Origin of the sequence: Azospirillum formosense (genome assembly GCF_013340925.1) — a bacterium.
Lineage (GTDB): Bacteria > Pseudomonadota > Alphaproteobacteria > Azospirillales > Azospirillaceae > Azospirillum > Azospirillum formosense.
In genome coordinates this window covers 13,530-28,225 of sequence record NZ_WHOR01000045.1, presented here as the reverse complement: position 1 = coordinate 28,225, position 14,696 = coordinate 13,530, and the positions used below count along the sequence as shown (strand labels likewise).

At 67.3% G+C, this 14,696-nt stretch carries 14 protein-coding genes; 7 read left to right on the top strand and 7 right to left on the bottom strand.

The genetic code is table 11. The features are described from left to right. Positions 1 to 3: 3 nt before the first annotated feature. Positions 4 to 1,452: a DHA2 family efflux MFS transporter permease subunit gene (locus GBZ26_RS08815; protein WP_174438515.1), complete on the top strand. Its 1,449-nt coding sequence runs from the start codon at positions 4 to 6 to the stop codon at positions 1,450 to 1,452. 27 nt (positions 1,453 to 1,479) lie between these two features. Here the strand turns inward: GBZ26_RS08815 and GBZ26_RS08810 are convergent, their stop codons facing one another. Next, positions 1,480 to 1,725, bottom strand: coding sequence for a hypothetical protein (locus GBZ26_RS08810; RefSeq protein WP_174438511.1), 246 nt, complete (start codon positions 1,723 to 1,725; stop codon positions 1,480 to 1,482). 408 nt (positions 1,726 to 2,133) lie between these two features. Here GBZ26_RS08810 and GBZ26_RS08805 point away from each other — a divergent pair, with 408 nt between their 5' ends. Next, positions 2,134 to 3,024: a LysR family transcriptional regulator gene (locus tag GBZ26_RS08805; protein ID WP_035675533.1), complete on the top strand. Its 891-nt coding sequence runs from the start codon at positions 2,134 to 2,136 to the stop codon at positions 3,022 to 3,024. 464 nt (positions 3,025 to 3,488) lie between these two features. Here GBZ26_RS08805 and GBZ26_RS08800 read toward each other — a convergent pair whose 3' ends face one another. The 4 genes from GBZ26_RS08800 to GBZ26_RS08785 form a co-directional block, all read right to left on the bottom strand. Continuing rightward, on the bottom strand, positions 3,489 to 3,884 hold the full coding sequence (locus tag GBZ26_RS08800; RefSeq protein ID WP_246653541.1) for a hypothetical protein: 396 nt from the start codon (positions 3,882 to 3,884) through the stop codon (positions 3,489 to 3,491). Positions 3,885 to 3,972: 88 nt separating this feature from the next. Next, on the bottom strand, positions 3,973 to 4,524 hold the full coding sequence (locus GBZ26_RS08795) for an outer membrane lipoprotein (RefSeq protein ID WP_246653540.1): 552 nt from the start codon (positions 4,522 to 4,524) through the stop codon (positions 3,973 to 3,975). A gap of 146 nt (positions 4,525 to 4,670) precedes the next feature. Continuing rightward, positions 4,671 to 5,075: a hypothetical protein gene (locus GBZ26_RS08790; RefSeq protein WP_174438510.1), complete on the bottom strand. Its 405-nt coding sequence runs from the start codon at positions 5,073 to 5,075 to the stop codon at positions 4,671 to 4,673. Positions 5,076 to 5,260: 185 nt separating this feature from the next. Continuing rightward, on the bottom strand, positions 5,261 to 6,100 hold the full coding sequence (locus GBZ26_RS08785) for a universal stress protein (protein ID WP_174438509.1): 840 nt from the start codon (positions 6,098 to 6,100) through the stop codon (positions 5,261 to 5,263). A 458-nt stretch (positions 6,101 to 6,558) separates the two neighbouring features. Here GBZ26_RS08785 and GBZ26_RS08780 point away from each other — a divergent pair, with 458 nt between their 5' ends. Further along, positions 6,559 to 8,307 (top strand): putative bifunctional diguanylate cyclase/phosphodiesterase, encoded by a 1,749-nt coding sequence (locus GBZ26_RS08780; protein ID WP_174438508.1) that lies wholly within the window; start codon positions 6,559 to 6,561, stop codon positions 8,305 to 8,307. 51 nt (positions 8,308 to 8,358) lie between these two features. Here the strand turns inward: GBZ26_RS08780 and GBZ26_RS08775 are convergent, their stop codons facing one another. Further along, entirely contained in the window at positions 8,359 to 8,994 is a 636-nt protein-coding gene (locus tag GBZ26_RS08775; protein WP_174438507.1) for a glutathione S-transferase family protein, read from the bottom strand. Positions 8,995 to 9,202: 208 nt separating this feature from the next. Between GBZ26_RS08775 and GBZ26_RS08770 the strand changes: the two genes are divergently transcribed. Next, positions 9,203 to 10,603: an aspartate aminotransferase family protein gene (locus tag GBZ26_RS08770; protein ID WP_174438506.1), complete on the top strand. Its 1,401-nt coding sequence runs from the start codon at positions 9,203 to 9,205 to the stop codon at positions 10,601 to 10,603. 248 nt (positions 10,604 to 10,851) lie between these two features. Here GBZ26_RS08770 and GBZ26_RS08765 read toward each other — a convergent pair whose 3' ends face one another. Next, positions 10,852 to 11,253 carry a hypothetical protein gene (locus tag GBZ26_RS08765; RefSeq protein ID WP_174438505.1) on the bottom strand — a complete coding sequence of 134 codons (402 nt, stop codon included), beginning with the start codon at positions 11,251 to 11,253 and terminating at the stop codon, positions 10,852 to 10,854. Between the two features lie 457 nt (positions 11,254 to 11,710). Between GBZ26_RS08765 and hemA the strand changes: the two genes are divergently transcribed. The 3 genes from hemA to GBZ26_RS08750 all read left to right on the top strand — a co-directional run bounded on the left by hemA (position 11,711) and on the right by GBZ26_RS08750 (position 14,553). After that, positions 11,711 to 12,925 (top strand): 5-aminolevulinate synthase, encoded by a 1,215-nt coding sequence (gene hemA, locus GBZ26_RS08760; RefSeq protein ID WP_174438504.1) that lies wholly within the window; start codon positions 11,711 to 11,713, stop codon positions 12,923 to 12,925. Between the two features lie 192 nt (positions 12,926 to 13,117). After that, positions 13,118 to 13,663, top strand: coding sequence for a hypothetical protein (locus GBZ26_RS08755; protein ID WP_174438503.1), 546 nt, complete (start codon positions 13,118 to 13,120; stop codon positions 13,661 to 13,663). 113 nt (positions 13,664 to 13,776) lie between these two features. Then, a complete protein-coding gene (locus GBZ26_RS08750; RefSeq protein WP_174438502.1) occupies positions 13,777 to 14,553 on the top strand; it encodes an Hpt domain-containing protein in 777 nt (258 codons plus the stop codon). Positions 14,554 to 14,696 lie beyond the last annotated feature (143 nt).

Here is a 14,696-nt window from a genome sequence, read left to right as displayed (position 1 = left end):
GCCATGCCCCGCGCCACCCGCTACATTCCCTTCATCATCGCCTGCGCCCTGTTCATGGAGAATCTGGACGCGACGGTGATCGCCACCGCATTGCCGGAGATCGCGCGGTCGATGGGCGAGGATCCGCTGCGCCTCAGCCTCGCCATGACCTCCTACATGCTGGCGCTGGCGGTGTTTTTGCCGGTCAGCGGCTGGATGGCCGACCGCTACGGCACGCGGACGGTCTTCGCGGCGGCCATCGGGGTGTTCACCGTCGGCTCGATCCTCTGCGGCCAGGCGGACGGGCTGTACGAGCTGGTGGGCGCGCGCATCGTCCAGGGGCTGGGCGGGGCGATGATGGTGCCGGTCGGGCGGCTGATCCTGCTGAAGACGGTGCCCAAGGAGAAGCTGGTCGCCGCCATGGCCCAGATGACCCTGCCGGCGCTGATCGGCCCGGCGCTGGGGCCGCTGGTCGGCGGCTTCATCGCCACCTACGCCTCCTGGCGCTGGATCTTCTACATCAACGTGCCGATCGGGCTGATCGGGATGGCGCTGGTGCTGGCCCTGATCCCCAACGTGCGCGAGACCGAGCGCGACCCCTTCGACGGCCGCGGCTTCATGCTGAGCGCGCTGGCCCTGGCCGCGCTGATGTTCGGGCTGGAGAATGTCGGCCGCGGGGTGCTGCCGCCCGCCGCGGTCGCCGGGGTGCTGGGGCTGGGCTTCGCCGCCGCGTGGCTCTACCTGCGCCACGCCCGCGGGGTGGAGCGGCCGGTGCTCGACCCCTCGCTGCTGCGGCTGCCGACCTACTTCGCCTCGGTCATGGGCGGCACGCTGTTCCGCATCGGCATCGGCGCCGTGCCCTTCCTGATGCCGCTGATGCTCCAGGTCGGCTTCGGGCGCACGCCCTTCGAGTCCGGGGCGCTGACCTTCGCCGGGGCCGCCGGGGCGCTGACCATGAAGGCGCTGGCTGGGCCGATCCTGCGCCGGTTGGGCTTCCGCCGGGTGCTGACCGCCAACGCGCTGCTCAGCGGCCTGATCCTGGCGGGCTACGCCGCCTTCCGGCCCGAGACGGCGCACTGGGTCATCCTGGGCGCGCTGCTGCTGGGCGGGTTCTTCCGCTCGCTGCAGTTCACCGGCCTGAACAGCCTGGCCTACGCCGAGGTGCCCAAGGCGTGCCTGAGCCGCGCCAACACGCTCGCCAGCGTGATGCAGCAGGTTTCGCTCAGCCTGGGTGTGGCGGTCGGGGCGACGGTGCTGCACCTGACGCAGAGCGTCGCAGGCGGACCTGGCGGCCCCGGCGCGGCGCTGACGCCCACCGACTTCGTGCCGGCCTTCCTGACGGTCGGCGGGATGGCCTGCGTGTCGGCCCTGTTCTTCCTGCGGCTGCCGCCCGATGCCGGCGCCGAGATCAGCGGCCACCGCGCCCGCGCGCGCGCCAAGGAACCGCCGCGCGCGCTCGAAGCGGCCGACTGAACCCCTATCGGATCGGCCGCAGCCGGATCAGCGGTCTTCCCAGTCCGGCTCGTCGGCCTTGAGAAGCTCCACGAGCCGGGCAACCCGGCCCGAGGGAGGGTGCTGCGTCGCCTCGCCCATGTAATCGTCGGCGCCGGTCCAGCTGGTGGCCTCCATCAATTCGGCGGGTGTTGCGCCCGTGCCGATGATGCTGGCGATGCGCATGTCGTCCAGGCGCCCGCAGATGTCGACCACCTGATCGCGGGTGAGCGCCGGCTGATGCTGATCGGGCATTCGGAACCCCTCCTTCCCAAATCCGCGTCACCTCCGATTAGCGGCCGATCTCCCACCCGGCGCAACGGCGCAAGGGGGGAAGCCTCGCCGCAACAAGGGGGAGGCGCTTGCCCCGAGTCCCCTCCTCCCGCACCGGCCCTCGATTATCGTCCGAGCAAATCCGGCGCAGCGATGTCGTCCTTCGGTTGCGGGAACGGCAAAAATCCCACAATGCGGGATAAACACATGTGCGCTCTTCGCAGCACAACGGAAAATTCTTACCAAGCTTGGCTCTTTTTCGTGCGGTGCGCCTTTGGTTGGGGGTGCGTTCGCCGCGCGTTCCCGGTATAAATGAGCATGGCGGCTATGCGCCGTCTTCAGAATAAACGGGAGGCTCCCCGCCAGGGCGCGGGCAGCAAGACAGGCATGATGGACTGGGACAAGCTTCGGGTCTTCCACGCCGTGGCCGAGGCTGGAAGTTTCACGCACGCCGGCGAGACGCTGAACCTCAGCCAGTCGGCGGTCAGCCGCCAGATCAGCGCGCTGGAGGAGAGCCTCGGCGTGCCGCTGTTTCACCGGCACGCGCGCGGCCTGATCCTGACCGAGCAGGGCGAGCTTCTGCACCGCACCGCCCGTGACGTCTTCGCCAAGCTGTCGATGACCGAGGCGATGCTGACCGAAAGCCGGGAGCATCCGAAGGGACCGCTGCGCGTGACCACCACGGTGGCCTTCGGCTCGACCTGGCTGACCCCGCGCGTCAACGAGTTCCTGTCGATCTACCCGGACATCCAGCTCACCCTGCTGATCGACGACAACGAGCTGGATCTGGCGATGCGCGAGGCGGACATCGCCATCCGCATGAACACGCCGCGCCAGCCCGACCTGATCCAGCGCCACCTGATGTCGGTGCATTTCCATCTCTACGCCCATCAGGAGTATCTGAAGAAGCGCGGCGCCCCGAAGATCCCCGCCGACCTGGACGGGCACGACATCGTCGCCTACCCGCCCGACGTCCGCGCACCGATCGCAAACGTCAACTGGATCAACGAGGTGGGCGATCCGGCGCCGGGCGTGCGCAAGCCGATCCTGCAGGTCAACAGCATCTACGCCATGTACCGCGCCGTGGAGAGCGGACTGGGCATCGCCGCCCTGCCCGATTTCCTGGTCGACGGCAGCAAGGAACTGACGCGCGTCCTGCCCGACGTGGACGGCCCGAAGGTTGACGCTTACTTCGTCTATGCCGAGGAACTGCGCCATTCCAAGCGCATCGCGGTGTTCCGCGATTTCCTGGTGAAGAAGGTGGCGGAGTCGGCCTTTTGACCCAGCCCAGCCTTTGGGCACACAAGGCTTTTGCCCGTTTTTAATGCACAGGCGCCCCGCAGTTCATGCCGGGCGCCTTTCTTTTTGTACGGATTGTACCGAAACCCGCCCCGCATCTTTGCAATCCGGTTGCCGTTTTCCGTCCCGAACCATACACCCTTCAGCACCATACGCACCCGCACGCCAATTTCTTGTTCTCCTTCAATCCCTTACAAGCTATGCGGTTCTCGCATGGCCGAATCGGATATTTGGGGATGGAATCCTTTGGGCAGAATGGTCAAATCTTGGGCGTTGGATGTTGCGCCGCAGCATCCGGCGTTTCGTCCCGGAAGCCCGCTTCCGGGGTTGGGTCCTCGGACCCAGCGTCTCCCAGACGTGAAGCCTCCCTGTTCAACTCGCCGCTAGCCCAATGGGTTAGCGGCGGTTTTTTTGCCGGGATGGTCCGAATGGGAGCGGCCGACGCGTCATCGGGCGTCGGGAAGTCGGGCGCCCTCGCGCGCATAGATCTGGCGCGGCGTGCAAAATTCGTCGAGTTGCACCACGACCGCTCCAGGCTGGCTGTTCAAGCCCACCCACGCATCATAGCCGACGATGTCCCCCGGTATGTTGCGATACAGGCCATAGGCGAGATAGCGGACGTCGGACACCGGTATCCGCACCCCGGCGAGGGACGAGGCGACGGCCACGTTGCAGCGGTTCGGGCTCAGCCGGTCCAGGGCGCTCACCGCGCCGGCTTCGGGAGCAGCCTGCGGCGGCGGGCTCAACCCGGCACAGGCTGCGACAAGGACAGCCGACGCCATGGCCGCAGCCCGCAGGACCGTTCGGAGACCTGCCGCCTTTTTGACCGCTCCACCCGTCATCGGATTGTCCTCCCGCACCCCATTCCCTCGTTCCCTCGGGTCAACAGGCAGGAGGATGCCCTGTGCCGAGGGCGGCGGCCGGCCCGCCTCAATCCACCACTTTGATGCCCTTGGGGCGGCTCGTTTCGGTCGGCAGATGGTCGGCGGACAGGACGCGCTGGTAGGCGCCATTCGTCTGCACCATCACGCGCTGGCCCGGACCGAAGACCGGTTCGTTGGCCGCCTGTTCCTGCACGATGGTGATGGTACGGCCTGTGGCCAGCGTCACCACATATTCGATCCCCGTACGGTCCGAAATCGCCTGTTCGGCCACGGCGCCGGCCACGGCGCCCACCAGCGCGCCGCCCAGGATCGCCGCCACGTTGCCGGATCCCTTGCCGACGTTGGACATGGCCAGACCGCCGGCGGCGCCGCCGACCAGCCCGCCGGCTCCCGTGTTCTGACCCTGGATGTCCACCGGACGGGTCGCCATCACGGTGCCGAACTCGACCGAGGTCGCGTGGCCGACATCCCGATAGCTGTAGCGGTTCTGGCTTTGGTTTGCGCAAGCGCCAAGCGACAGGGCCGCCACGCCCAGCATCACCGCGGCCAAGCCCCGATTCATCGACCGCCGGAAATCCGCTTCCTGTTTGAAGAACATCGCACCCTCATGCACGCACGGCGCGGCACCTCGAACCAGGCGCCACCGCAACGAGCATGGCTGGGCAACGAGTCGATGTCCATGCGAGATTACACCATCGCAGCGTCGTTCCCGCGACACCCAGTCCCTTCAAACGGTCCGGGCCGTCACCAGCCCCGGCCCGACGACCAACCGCCGTAGAATTGCACGCTCGGCCCCGGATAGGGACGCGGCCCCCAGTCGTTGCGCCAGGCGCGGTGGTGATGATGGCGGGGCGGCGGCCCCCAGAAGGGGGGCGGCGCGACCACGATGGGCGGCGGCGGGCGGTAGCCGGGCACGACGATCACCCGGCTTCCCGGCGGCGGCACGATCACCGAAGGCCCGCCATAGGGAGGACCGCCGTACCAGGAGCCGCGGTCACGCGGGCCATGCGCGTCCGCCGCCGTGGAAAGAGCGGACAGAGCCAGAGCCCCGGCGATGCCCAGCACCACCAAGCGGACCGCCGGACGAAAGACCGCGGCCACGCCCGAGGGACGAATGCGGTAAAGGAACGTGGGGTTCAGCGCGCTCATGCCGGCCTTCCTTCGCAGGTCCGGCGGTGCCATCGACCAAAGTCCGGCACCGCCACACTGGGATGAACAGGCGACCCCACCGGACTATTCCCGCCCAGACTGCTTCCGCCCAGGCTGCTTCCGCCCAGACTGCTTCCGCCCAGACTGCTTCCGAATGAGCCGGCGACCGGGTGGTCGCATCGGCCTCAATGGCTCATCAGCACCGGAACCGTCATGTGCTCCAGCATGTAGCGGGTCATGCCGCCCAGAACCTGTTCGCGCAGCCGCGAACGGCCATAGGCGCCCATGACCAGAAGATCGCAGGATTCGTCGGCGACCGTGTTCAGCAGCGTGTCGCCCGGGTCGATCTGGTCGGTCACGATGTGGGTGGCCTCCACCCGGCAGCCATGGCGCGACAGGTGCTTGGCGATGTCGGCACCCGGCTCGTCGCCGATGCCGGCGGGACCGGCCTTGGGATTCACGGCCATCACCACGACGCGCTTGGCGGCGGCCAGGATCGGCATCGCATCGGCCACCGCGCGGGCCGCCTCGCGGCTGCCGTTCCAGGCGACCAGCACGCGCTCCCCGATGTGCGGGAAGTTGCCGGCGTAGGGCACGACCAGCAGCGGACGCCCGCATTCGAACACCAGATCCTGCGGCAGCGCCACCGGGCGGTCACGGTCGCGGTGCGGATCGGCCTGCCCGACCACCACCACGTCGGCGTAGCGCCCATGCAGCGCCGCGCTGTCCGTCGGGTGTCCGTAGAGGACCCGCCATTCCGAGCGGTCGGTCAGGCCGTTGCGGCGCACCGCGTCAGTGAAGAGAGCCTCCGCCTTGGCGGTCTGGTTTTCGATGAAGCCGCGCTGCATGGCGCGCACCTCGTCCGGCAGCTCGGCCTCGACATAGCCCGGCAGGGTCAGCGGAACGACGGGGTAGAGGCCGGTGATGTGGCCGTCGGTGCGCGCGGCCAGTTGGGCGGCGGCATCGATTCGCGCCGCAGCGGCGGCGGTGTCGTCGACGACCACCAGCAGATCCTTGAGTGCCATGGCGATTCTCCCTCGCTCGCGCGGGTGGGCGATCGTTGTGCACCACCTCTTCTCGCGCATTGGTCGAAATTATAGCCCGGCATGGCCGTGTCTGACGATGGTCAGAATGGGGAACGCTGGCATGCCGCATCTGCGCGCGCCGCCGGCCCGGTCAGCGGCCTAGGATTCGACCAGTCGTGGCCTTTCACCGCCGCGGCAACCTGCCGTGGTCCGGCGCGGAACGCCACGCCGCCCCCGGCCCCGGGCACCGCCGATACCACAAAATCAATCGCCGCCAATCAAAACATCAACCGTGATTTGCATGAATACCCGAGTATGAAGGTCGGTTCTGTCGTCGGCCAACTATAGTGGAGCGATGCTTTCCACCGTCTTCGGCGGCTTTGGTTTTGACGGGCGGGCATTCTTTCGCGTAAGTGTTGATCGTCGTTTTCCCAACGGTGTCTCGACCATTCCCGCCCATGAAGCCGGACCCTCACCTCGCCTCCCTTGCCGCAGCCCTGTCCGGCACCGCTTCCGGGGCTCCGGCGCTCGACACCCTGCGGCAGCTTCTCGACGTCATGCCGGCGATGGTCGGGCTGCTCGACACGCAGCGGCGGCACCTCTACGCCAACCAGGCGTATCTGGACTATATGGGCCGCAAGCTGGACTCCCTCATCGGGACCACGGTGGGCGACATCCTCGGGCCGGAAACCCAGCGCAACAACAGCGCCGCGGTTGAACGCGCGCTGGACGGCGAGACGGTGCAGGTGGAGGGCTGGCTTCCCCGGTCCGGCGGCGGCAACGACTACGTGACGCGGGTGCACGCGCCCTACCGCGGCGCGGACGGCTCCATCGCCGGGTACTTCGTCATCATGCAGAACATGACGGAGCGGCGGCGCACCCAGGACGACCTCTTCCGGCTGGCCTATTACGACCCGGTGACCGGGCTGGCGAACCGGCTCCTGCTGGTCAAGCACATGGCCGATTTCCACGGCATGGGGGAACCCTTCACGCTGGTCATCGTGGATTTCGACCGCTTCGTCGACGTGCGCACCAGCCTGGGCCAGAGCTTCGCCAACGAGATCCTGACCGACGTCGCCACGCGGCTGAGCGTGCGGGCCGGGTCGGTCGACCTGATCGCCCGCATCAGCGACCACGCCTTCGCGCTGCTGATCGGCGGAACGCAGGACCCGCTGGCGGTGGAGGACCGGCTGACCACCATCGCGTCGCTGGTCCGCTCCGCCAAGACGGCGTCGGGCGCCTCGGTCTTCCTGTCGGCCAGCATCGGCGTCGCCGCCTCCTGCGACACCCACACCCGGCCCGAGGACGTGCTGCGCGACGCGGAGATCGCCACCGGCCGCGCCCGCGAGCAGGGCGGCGGGCGCCACGCCTGGTTCGACCCGGCCATGCACGCCCGCGTCGTCGAGCAGGTGCGGCTGGAGCATGACCTGCGCCGCGCGCTGGAGCGCGGCGAGGAACTGTGGGTCGCCTACCAGCCGATCGTCGAGATGGTCACCGGCGGCCTGGCCGGGTTCGAGGCGCTGGTGCGCTGGAACCATCCGGAACGCGGCAACATCCCGCCCGGCATCTTCATCCCCATCGCCGAGAGCACCGGCCTGATCGTCACGCTGGGCGCCTGGGTGCTGCGCGAGGCGTGCCGGCAGATCGCCGAATGGCAGGACAAGCGCCTGCCCGGCTCCGCCAACCTGTTCATGAGCATCAACCTGTCCACCCGCCAGCTGAACGATCCCGACATGGTTGCGCTGGTGCGCGAGGTGCTGCGCGAGACCGGGGCCGAGCCGTCCTGGATCAAGCTGGAGATCACCGAAAGCGCGGTCATGGAAAAGGCCGAGCAGTCGATCCGCCTGCTGCAAACCTTGCGCGGGCTGGGCATCAAGATGTCCATCGACGATTTCGGCACCGGCTATTCGTCGCTGTCCTACCTGCACAAGCTGCCCATCGACAGCCTGAAGGTGGACCGGTCCTTCGTCATGGCCATGCACCAGTCGGAGGAGAACCGCGCCATTGTCCGCATCATCATGGATCTGGCGCGGCTTCTCGGCTTCGACGTCATCGCCGAGGGCATCGAGACGAGCGCCGACGCCAACCTGCTGCGCGCGCTCGCCTGCGACTATGGGCAAGGCTACCATTTCGCCCGCCCGATGCCCGCCGCCGACGCCGACCGGCTGGTCGGTGCGGAGCATCTTCCCTGGCAGGTGCCGCGCTGAGCGGCGAACGCCGCTCAATCATGAAAAACCAAGCGGCACCCCCCTGCCCCCTCAGTAGTAGGGGGCGCCGAGCCCTTCCGCCTCGAACGCCGCCTTGACCGCGGGGCGCTCCAGCACGCGGGCGAGGTAAGGGCCGAGGTTGGGCAGGCTGCGCGCCGGCGTGCCCATGAAGCGGGTCCAGCGGGCCAGCATGAACAGGTAGGGATCGACGGCGCTGTAGCGGTCGCCGAGGAACCACGCCTTGTCCGCCAACACGCGGTCCAGGAGTGTGAAGCGCTCCAGCAGCCGCGCCTCGGCCATCGCCTTGACCGAGGCCTGCGCTTCCGCCCCCTCGGCGTGACGCTCCGGGTAGAAATAGACCAGCATGTCGGCCTGGACGGTGTTGGTCAGGAAGACCAGCCACTGGTAGAAATGCGCCCGCTCCACCGTGCCGGGCGCGGGGGCCAAGTCGGCGGCCGGATGCGAGTCGGCGAGGTGCAGGCAGATCGCCGCCGCCTCGAACAGCACCAGATCGCCGTCCACCAGAGTCGGCACCCGCCCGTTGGGGTTCAGGCGCAGATAGTCGGGCGCCTTGTGCGCGGCGGTGGCGCGGTCCAGCTGGACCAGGTCGAAGGGCAGCCCGATCTCGCGCAGCAGGATGTGCGGCGCCATCGACGCGCTGCTCGGCATTCCATACAAGGTGATCATGTTTTCCCTTTCCCGCCGCCCTGCCGGAGCTTGTGCAACGAACCCGGGCGCCATGCAAGGCGGGAATGCCCGCTCCACCTCCTGATTCTCCGGCTTTGTCGGGAGGGCCAACCATGCCTATGATCGAAGACGCCGTTTAACATTTTCAACAACGGCGGACGGGCACCGGCAACGACCGACTCCGGCAGCGAATACAGGGATAGCGAACATGACCGAACAAGGCACCGCGGCGATCGGAAATTCCGGGTCTGGAAATTCCGCCGCCAGCCGCGACAAGGCGTATTTCCTTCACCCCTACACCAACCTGCACGCGCACGAAACCCAGGGCCCGCTGATCATCGAGCGCGGCGAGGGCGTGCGCGTCTTCGACGACAGCGGCAAGGAATACATCGAGGGTCTGGCCAGCCTGTGGTGCGTGTCGCTGGGCTGGGGCGAGGAGCGCCTTGTCGAGGCCGCCACCCGGCAGATGCGCAAGCTGCCGACCTACCACGTCTTCGGCCACAAGAGCCACGAGCCGGGCATCGATCTGGCCGAGCGGCTGATCAAGCTGGCCCCGGTGCCGATGTCCAAGGTGTTCTTCGCCAACTCCGGGTCGGAGGCGAACGACACCGCCGTCAAGCTGGTCTGGTACTACAACAACGCGCTGGGCCGTCCGGAGAAGAAGAAGATCCTGTCGCGCGTGAAGGCCTATCACGGCGTCACCGTGGCGACGGCCAGCCTGACCGGCCTGGTGAACAACCACCGCGATTTCGACCTGCCGATCGCGCGCATCCATCACACCGACTGCCCGCACCACTACCGCTTCGCCGAGCCGGGCGAGAGCGAGGAGGCGTTCGCGACCCGTCTGGCGGAAAGCCTGGAGGCGCTGATCCTGGCCGAGGGGCCGGACACCATCGCCGCCATGTTCGCCGAGCCGGTGATGGGCGCCGGCGGCGTCATCGTTCCGCCCGCGACCTATTTCGCGAAGATCCAGCCGATCCTGAAGAAGTACGACATCCTGCTGGTCGCCGACGAGGTGATCTGCGGCTTCGGGCGCACCGGCAATTTCTGGGGCAGCCAGACCATGGGCATGCAGCCGGACATCATAACCTGCGCCAAGCAGCTGTCCTCCGGCTATCTGCCGATCTCCGCCGTGATGGTGTCGGACGCGGTCTACCGGGCCTGCGTCGAGGAGAGCAAGACGATCGGCACCTTCGGCCACGGCTACACCTACTCCGCCCATCCGGTGGCGGCGGCGGTCGCCGTGGAGACGCTGAAGATCTACGAGGAGCGGGACATGGTCGGCCATGTCCGCGCCGTGGCCCCGCTGTTCCAGCGCCGGCTGAAGGCCCTGGCCGACCATCCGCTGGTCGGCGAGGCGCGCGGCATCGGGCTGATCGGCGCCCTCGAACTGGTCGCCGACAAGGAGACCAAGGCCCCGTTCGATCCGGTGGGCCGGGCCGGCGCCGTCGTGAACGGGCTGAGCCAGGAGAACGGCCTGATCATCCGCGCCATGGGCGACAGCGTGGCGGTCTGCCCGCCGCTGGTCATCGGTGAGGAGGACATCAACCTGATGTTCGACCGCCTGACCACGGCGCTGGACGCCGCGATCCCCGTCCTGCGGGGGTAACGGCCGGTTCCGCAATGATCAAAGCGGATTGCAATCCGCTTTGGACCGCGACGGCGGTTCCGGCCGCACATGCGGCCGAAGCCCGGTCTCTCGCGGGAACGGAGTTCCCGCTGGCGGCAGGCGGATGCCACAGGCATCCGCTGAGAGCCGGCGAATGAGGCGATGTGAATCGAAAGCGAACGGACGTTCGCTTTAAGGGCCGTCCCGCCATCCGGCGCGGGCGGCCCTTTCCATTCGATGAGAGGCGTTCAGGAACGGGCGGTGTTGATGACGTGCGACGAGACCGGGACGCCCGCCGCCGCCGCGTCGCGGATCAGCGCGTCGGCGGTCGGCCAGACCATGCGTCCGTTCAACTGCACCAGCGTGCCCTCGCGCACAGCCATATAACCGCCCACACTCGCCATGTAGATCAGCCGCGCCAGACGCTCGGGACCCGGCGCGGGCTCCGCCGGCTGGGCCACACCATCGGCGCGGGCCGAAGACGGCATGGCGGGGCGCCGCGGCAGGGACGGCGCCGGGGAAACCGCCGCGTCGGGGGCCGGACGGAAGGGGATGACTCGGCTGCCGCCGGAACCGATGCCACCATGGCTCAATTCCGGACCGGACATTCGCCGGCCACGCGCGCTGTCGAACGTCAGAACGGCACTCATCGCACGACACTCCCCACTCAACGGCATGACTGAACCCTCTCACCACCCCCTGTTTTCGTCCATACGACCTTGTTCGTAAAAGAACACGACAATGGTATTCGGCACAATCGGACAGGAGACACCTCGATATTTGCTGTCCGTTATATGTTGTAAATATTCATGATCACTTGCGATCACCAACGAAATGCAGGGGCGAAAGGGTGTTTCACAGCTTCGGCAATGGCGCGACTGGTGACGAACATGAATCGCCCCCCTGCGAACGATCACCCATAGGTCGAATGGCACCGCGGCGGCGGATCGGCGAGAATTGCCTCCTTACCGGGCGGACCTATTGACATCGGTCAATGCCGGGTGGCAACGCGGCGACGATCATGCCATCTTCCTAACGTGCTAGTCCCGGCGGCCGAACCGCCCGGACGGCACCCGCCCCTTCGGATGAACGCGAACGGAACGCGCGATGGATTACGAGAGCTTTTTCCGCACCCAGATCGCCAGCTTGAAGCAGGATGGCCGCTACCGGGTGTTCGCCAACCTCGAACGGCAAGCGGGGAACTTTCCGAAAGCCACCTTCCGCGACGCCGCCGGGAAGGAGCGGGAGGTCACCGTCTGGTGCTCCAACGACTATCTGGGCATGGGCCAGAACCCGGTCGTCCTGAAGGCGATGCACGACGCCATCGACGGCGTGGGTGCGGGCGCCGGCGGCACGCGCAACATCTCCGGCACCAACATCTACCACGTGCTGCTGGAGCGCGAGCTGGCCGACCTCCACCGGAAGGAGGCGGCTCTGCTGTTCACCTCCGGCTACGTGTCCAACGACGCGACGCTGGGGACGCTGGGCAAGCTGCTGCCGAACTGCGTGATCCTGTCCGACGCGCTGAACCACAATTCGATGATCACCGGCATCCGCAACAGCGGCGCCGAGAAGCACATCTTCCGCCACAACGACCCCAAGCATCTGGACGAGCTGCTGTCGCAGATCGCCCCGGACCGCCCGAAGGTCGTGGCTTTCGAGAGCGTCTATTCCATGGATGGCGACGTCGCCCCGATCCATGACCTGTGCGACGTCGCCGGCAAGCACGGCGCCATGACCTATCTGGACGAGGTGCACGCGGTCGGCATGTACGGCCCGCGCGGCGGCGGCGTGGCGGAGCGCGACGGCGCCATGGACCGGCTGACCATCATCGAGGGCACGCTGGGCAAGGCGTTCGGCGTCCAGGGCGGCTACATCACCGGTTCCACCGCGCTGGTCGACTGCATCCGCAGCTTCGCCGCCGGCTTCATCTTCTCCACCTCCCTGTCGCCGGTCCTGGCCGCCGGGGCGCTGGCCAGCATCCGCTATCTGAAGCAGAGCCAGACGGAGCGCGACCAGCACCAGGAGCGTGCGGCGACGCTGAAGCGGCTGATGGCCGAGGCCGGCCTGCCGGTGATGCCGTCGGCCAGCCACATCGTCCCGGTGATGGTCGGCGACGCCCACCGCTGCAAGCGCGCCTCGGACGAGCTGATGGAACGGCACGACATCTACGTCCAGCCGATCAACTACCCGACCGTGCCGCGCGGCGGCGAGCGCCTGCGCTTCACCCCCACCCCACTGCACAGCGACGCCGAGATGGCGCGGCTCGTCGACGCCCTGCTCGACGTGTGGAGCCGCCTGGACCTGCGTCTGGCGGCGTAACCCCTCCCCCCTCCTCCGCGCCCCGCCCGCGCGGGGGAGGGGATTCGGTGATCTCCCTGCGATGATGGCATCGGCGCTCTGGACTTGTGGGCCGGAGCGCCTTACCTTTAGGCGTTGATGAGAACGTTTCGCAACGTTCGGTCCGCAAACGTCGACAGCCGCCGTCCAATTGCCACCGCCCAGGAGTTCGCCATGTACCGTGACAACTCGCTGATGCCGAAGGAGGCCGTGCGCCTCGCCGTCCTGGGCACGCTGATCCAGAACGGGCCGCAGCGTTACGCCGAACTGGCCGGCGCGCTCCGCCATTTCCTCGACCGCATCGTCGGCCCATCGCTCGATCTCATGGGCACGTCGCTGGAGATGCTGCGCTACGAGGGACTGATCGAGGCGCTGGACGGCACCGGCATGGAGGACAACGCCCTGCTCGGCGCGACCGAGGCCGGACGGACGGAGTTCGACACGCTGATGCGCGCCAACGTCCGCGCGCCCTCGGCGGACGGGCTGAACAAGCTGGTCATCGCGCTGAAGCTGCGCTTCCTGCACCTGCTGGACGTCGAGTCGCAGCGCGACCAGATCGACCACCTCGCCTCCCTGTGCGAGACGGAGCTGGCGCGCCTGGGCGACCTGAAGCGGGCGAGTGCGGGAACCGACGGCCATTTCGCCGATTGGCTGGAGCACGACATCGCCCAAGCCGAAGAACGGCTGAGCTGGTTCAACAATCTCCTGTCGCGGTTGTGATCGGCGCGGCGTTTTAGCCGCCTTTCATGCGGGAGTTTGTTTCACGTTAGGGTTCTGGTGTAACTTTCGGGTCCATAATGCCTAACCCGAAAGCATAGTCAGGACCCCCTCCCATGGCTTCCAACCTGTCGCCCGACGATCTTGAAGACCGCCTGCGCGTCGAATTCATGGACGACGCCCGCGACCGGTTGGAGGTGATGAACGCTGCACTGGAAGGTGTGGCCAAGGGCACGCGGGAGGAAAGCGCGGCGATCGGCGTTCTCCGCCTGGAAGCCCACAATTTCAAGGGCATGGGCACCAGCTTCGGCTACCCGACCGTCAGCCTCGTTGCGCACCGTCTGGAGGATTACCTGTCCGGCCTGAAGCGGCTGGAGGCGCGCGAGCTGAACGACGCGCAGACCTTCGTGGACCGGATCGCCGAGCTGGTGGACCGCGCCGAGCAACCGCAGGTGGCGGAAACGAACCGGATCATCCGCGCTCTGCCGGTGCGCTACCAGTTCGAGATCACCGACATCCAGATCAGCAACGTCGAGATCATGCTGGTCACCCCGTCCAAGGTCGTCGCCAAGAAGGTGGGCGGGGAACTGGCGGCCTGCGGCTTCCGCACGGTGACGGTCAGCGATCCCATCGAGTCGATCAGCCTCGCCGTGCGCGTGCCGCCGGACATGCTGATCGCGTCGATGGTGATGGACGGCCTGTCCGGCCTGGACCTGATCCGCGGACTGCGCGCGATGAGCGTCACGCACAATGTGCCGATGGCGCTTCTGACCTCGATGAGCCTGGACAACCCGGCGCTCAAGGAAATCCCGCACGGCGTCTCGGTCATCCGCGTCGGCGAGCATTTCGGCGACGACTTCGCGGCGGTGGTGGCGAAGCACAACCTCGGCTGAGGTGTCTGAACGCCGTTGCGGGCAAAAATGACTTCACGGATTTCGCGGATTTAGAGCACGGATTACACGGATTTTTCTTTGATGCTCGCCCAGTAGTGGCTTGTCGAGGAGCCCTTGCTGAGCAAGCGATCTAAAAAATCCGT

Coding starts and splice junctions, on each gene's coding strand:
- GBZ26_RS08815 (WP_174438515.1), top strand. CDS start 4: ATGCCCCGCGCCACCCGCTACATTCCCTTCATCATCGCCTGCGCCCTG.
- GBZ26_RS08810 (WP_174438511.1), bottom strand. CDS start 1,725: ATGCCCGATCAGCATCAGCCGGCGCTCACCCGCGATCAGGTGGTCGAC.
- GBZ26_RS08805 (WP_035675533.1), top strand. CDS start 2,134: ATGGACTGGGACAAGCTTCGGGTCTTCCACGCCGTGGCCGAGGCTGGA.
- GBZ26_RS08800 (WP_246653541.1), bottom strand. CDS start 3,884: ATGACGGGTGGAGCGGTCAAAAAGGCGGCAGGTCTCCGAACGGTCCTG.
- GBZ26_RS08795 (WP_246653540.1), bottom strand. CDS start 4,524: ATGTTCTTCAAACAGGAAGCGGATTTCCGGCGGTCGATGAATCGGGGC.
- GBZ26_RS08790 (WP_174438510.1), bottom strand. CDS start 5,075: ATGAGCGCGCTGAACCCCACGTTCCTTTACCGCATTCGTCCCTCGGGC.
- GBZ26_RS08785 (WP_174438509.1), bottom strand. CDS start 6,100: ATGGCACTCAAGGATCTGCTGGTGGTCGTCGACGACACCGCCGCCGCT.
- GBZ26_RS08780 (WP_174438508.1), top strand. CDS start 6,559: ATGAAGCCGGACCCTCACCTCGCCTCCCTTGCCGCAGCCCTGTCCGGC.
- GBZ26_RS08775 (WP_174438507.1), bottom strand. CDS start 8,994: ATGATCACCTTGTATGGAATGCCGAGCAGCGCGTCGATGGCGCCGCAC.
- GBZ26_RS08770 (WP_174438506.1), top strand. CDS start 9,203: ATGACCGAACAAGGCACCGCGGCGATCGGAAATTCCGGGTCTGGAAAT.
- GBZ26_RS08765 (WP_174438505.1), bottom strand. CDS start 11,253: ATGAGTGCCGTTCTGACGTTCGACAGCGCGCGTGGCCGGCGAATGTCC.
- hemA (WP_174438504.1), top strand. CDS start 11,711: ATGGATTACGAGAGCTTTTTCCGCACCCAGATCGCCAGCTTGAAGCAG.
- GBZ26_RS08755 (WP_174438503.1), top strand. CDS start 13,118: ATGTACCGTGACAACTCGCTGATGCCGAAGGAGGCCGTGCGCCTCGCC.
- GBZ26_RS08750 (WP_174438502.1), top strand. CDS start 13,777: ATGGCTTCCAACCTGTCGCCCGACGATCTTGAAGACCGCCTGCGCGTC.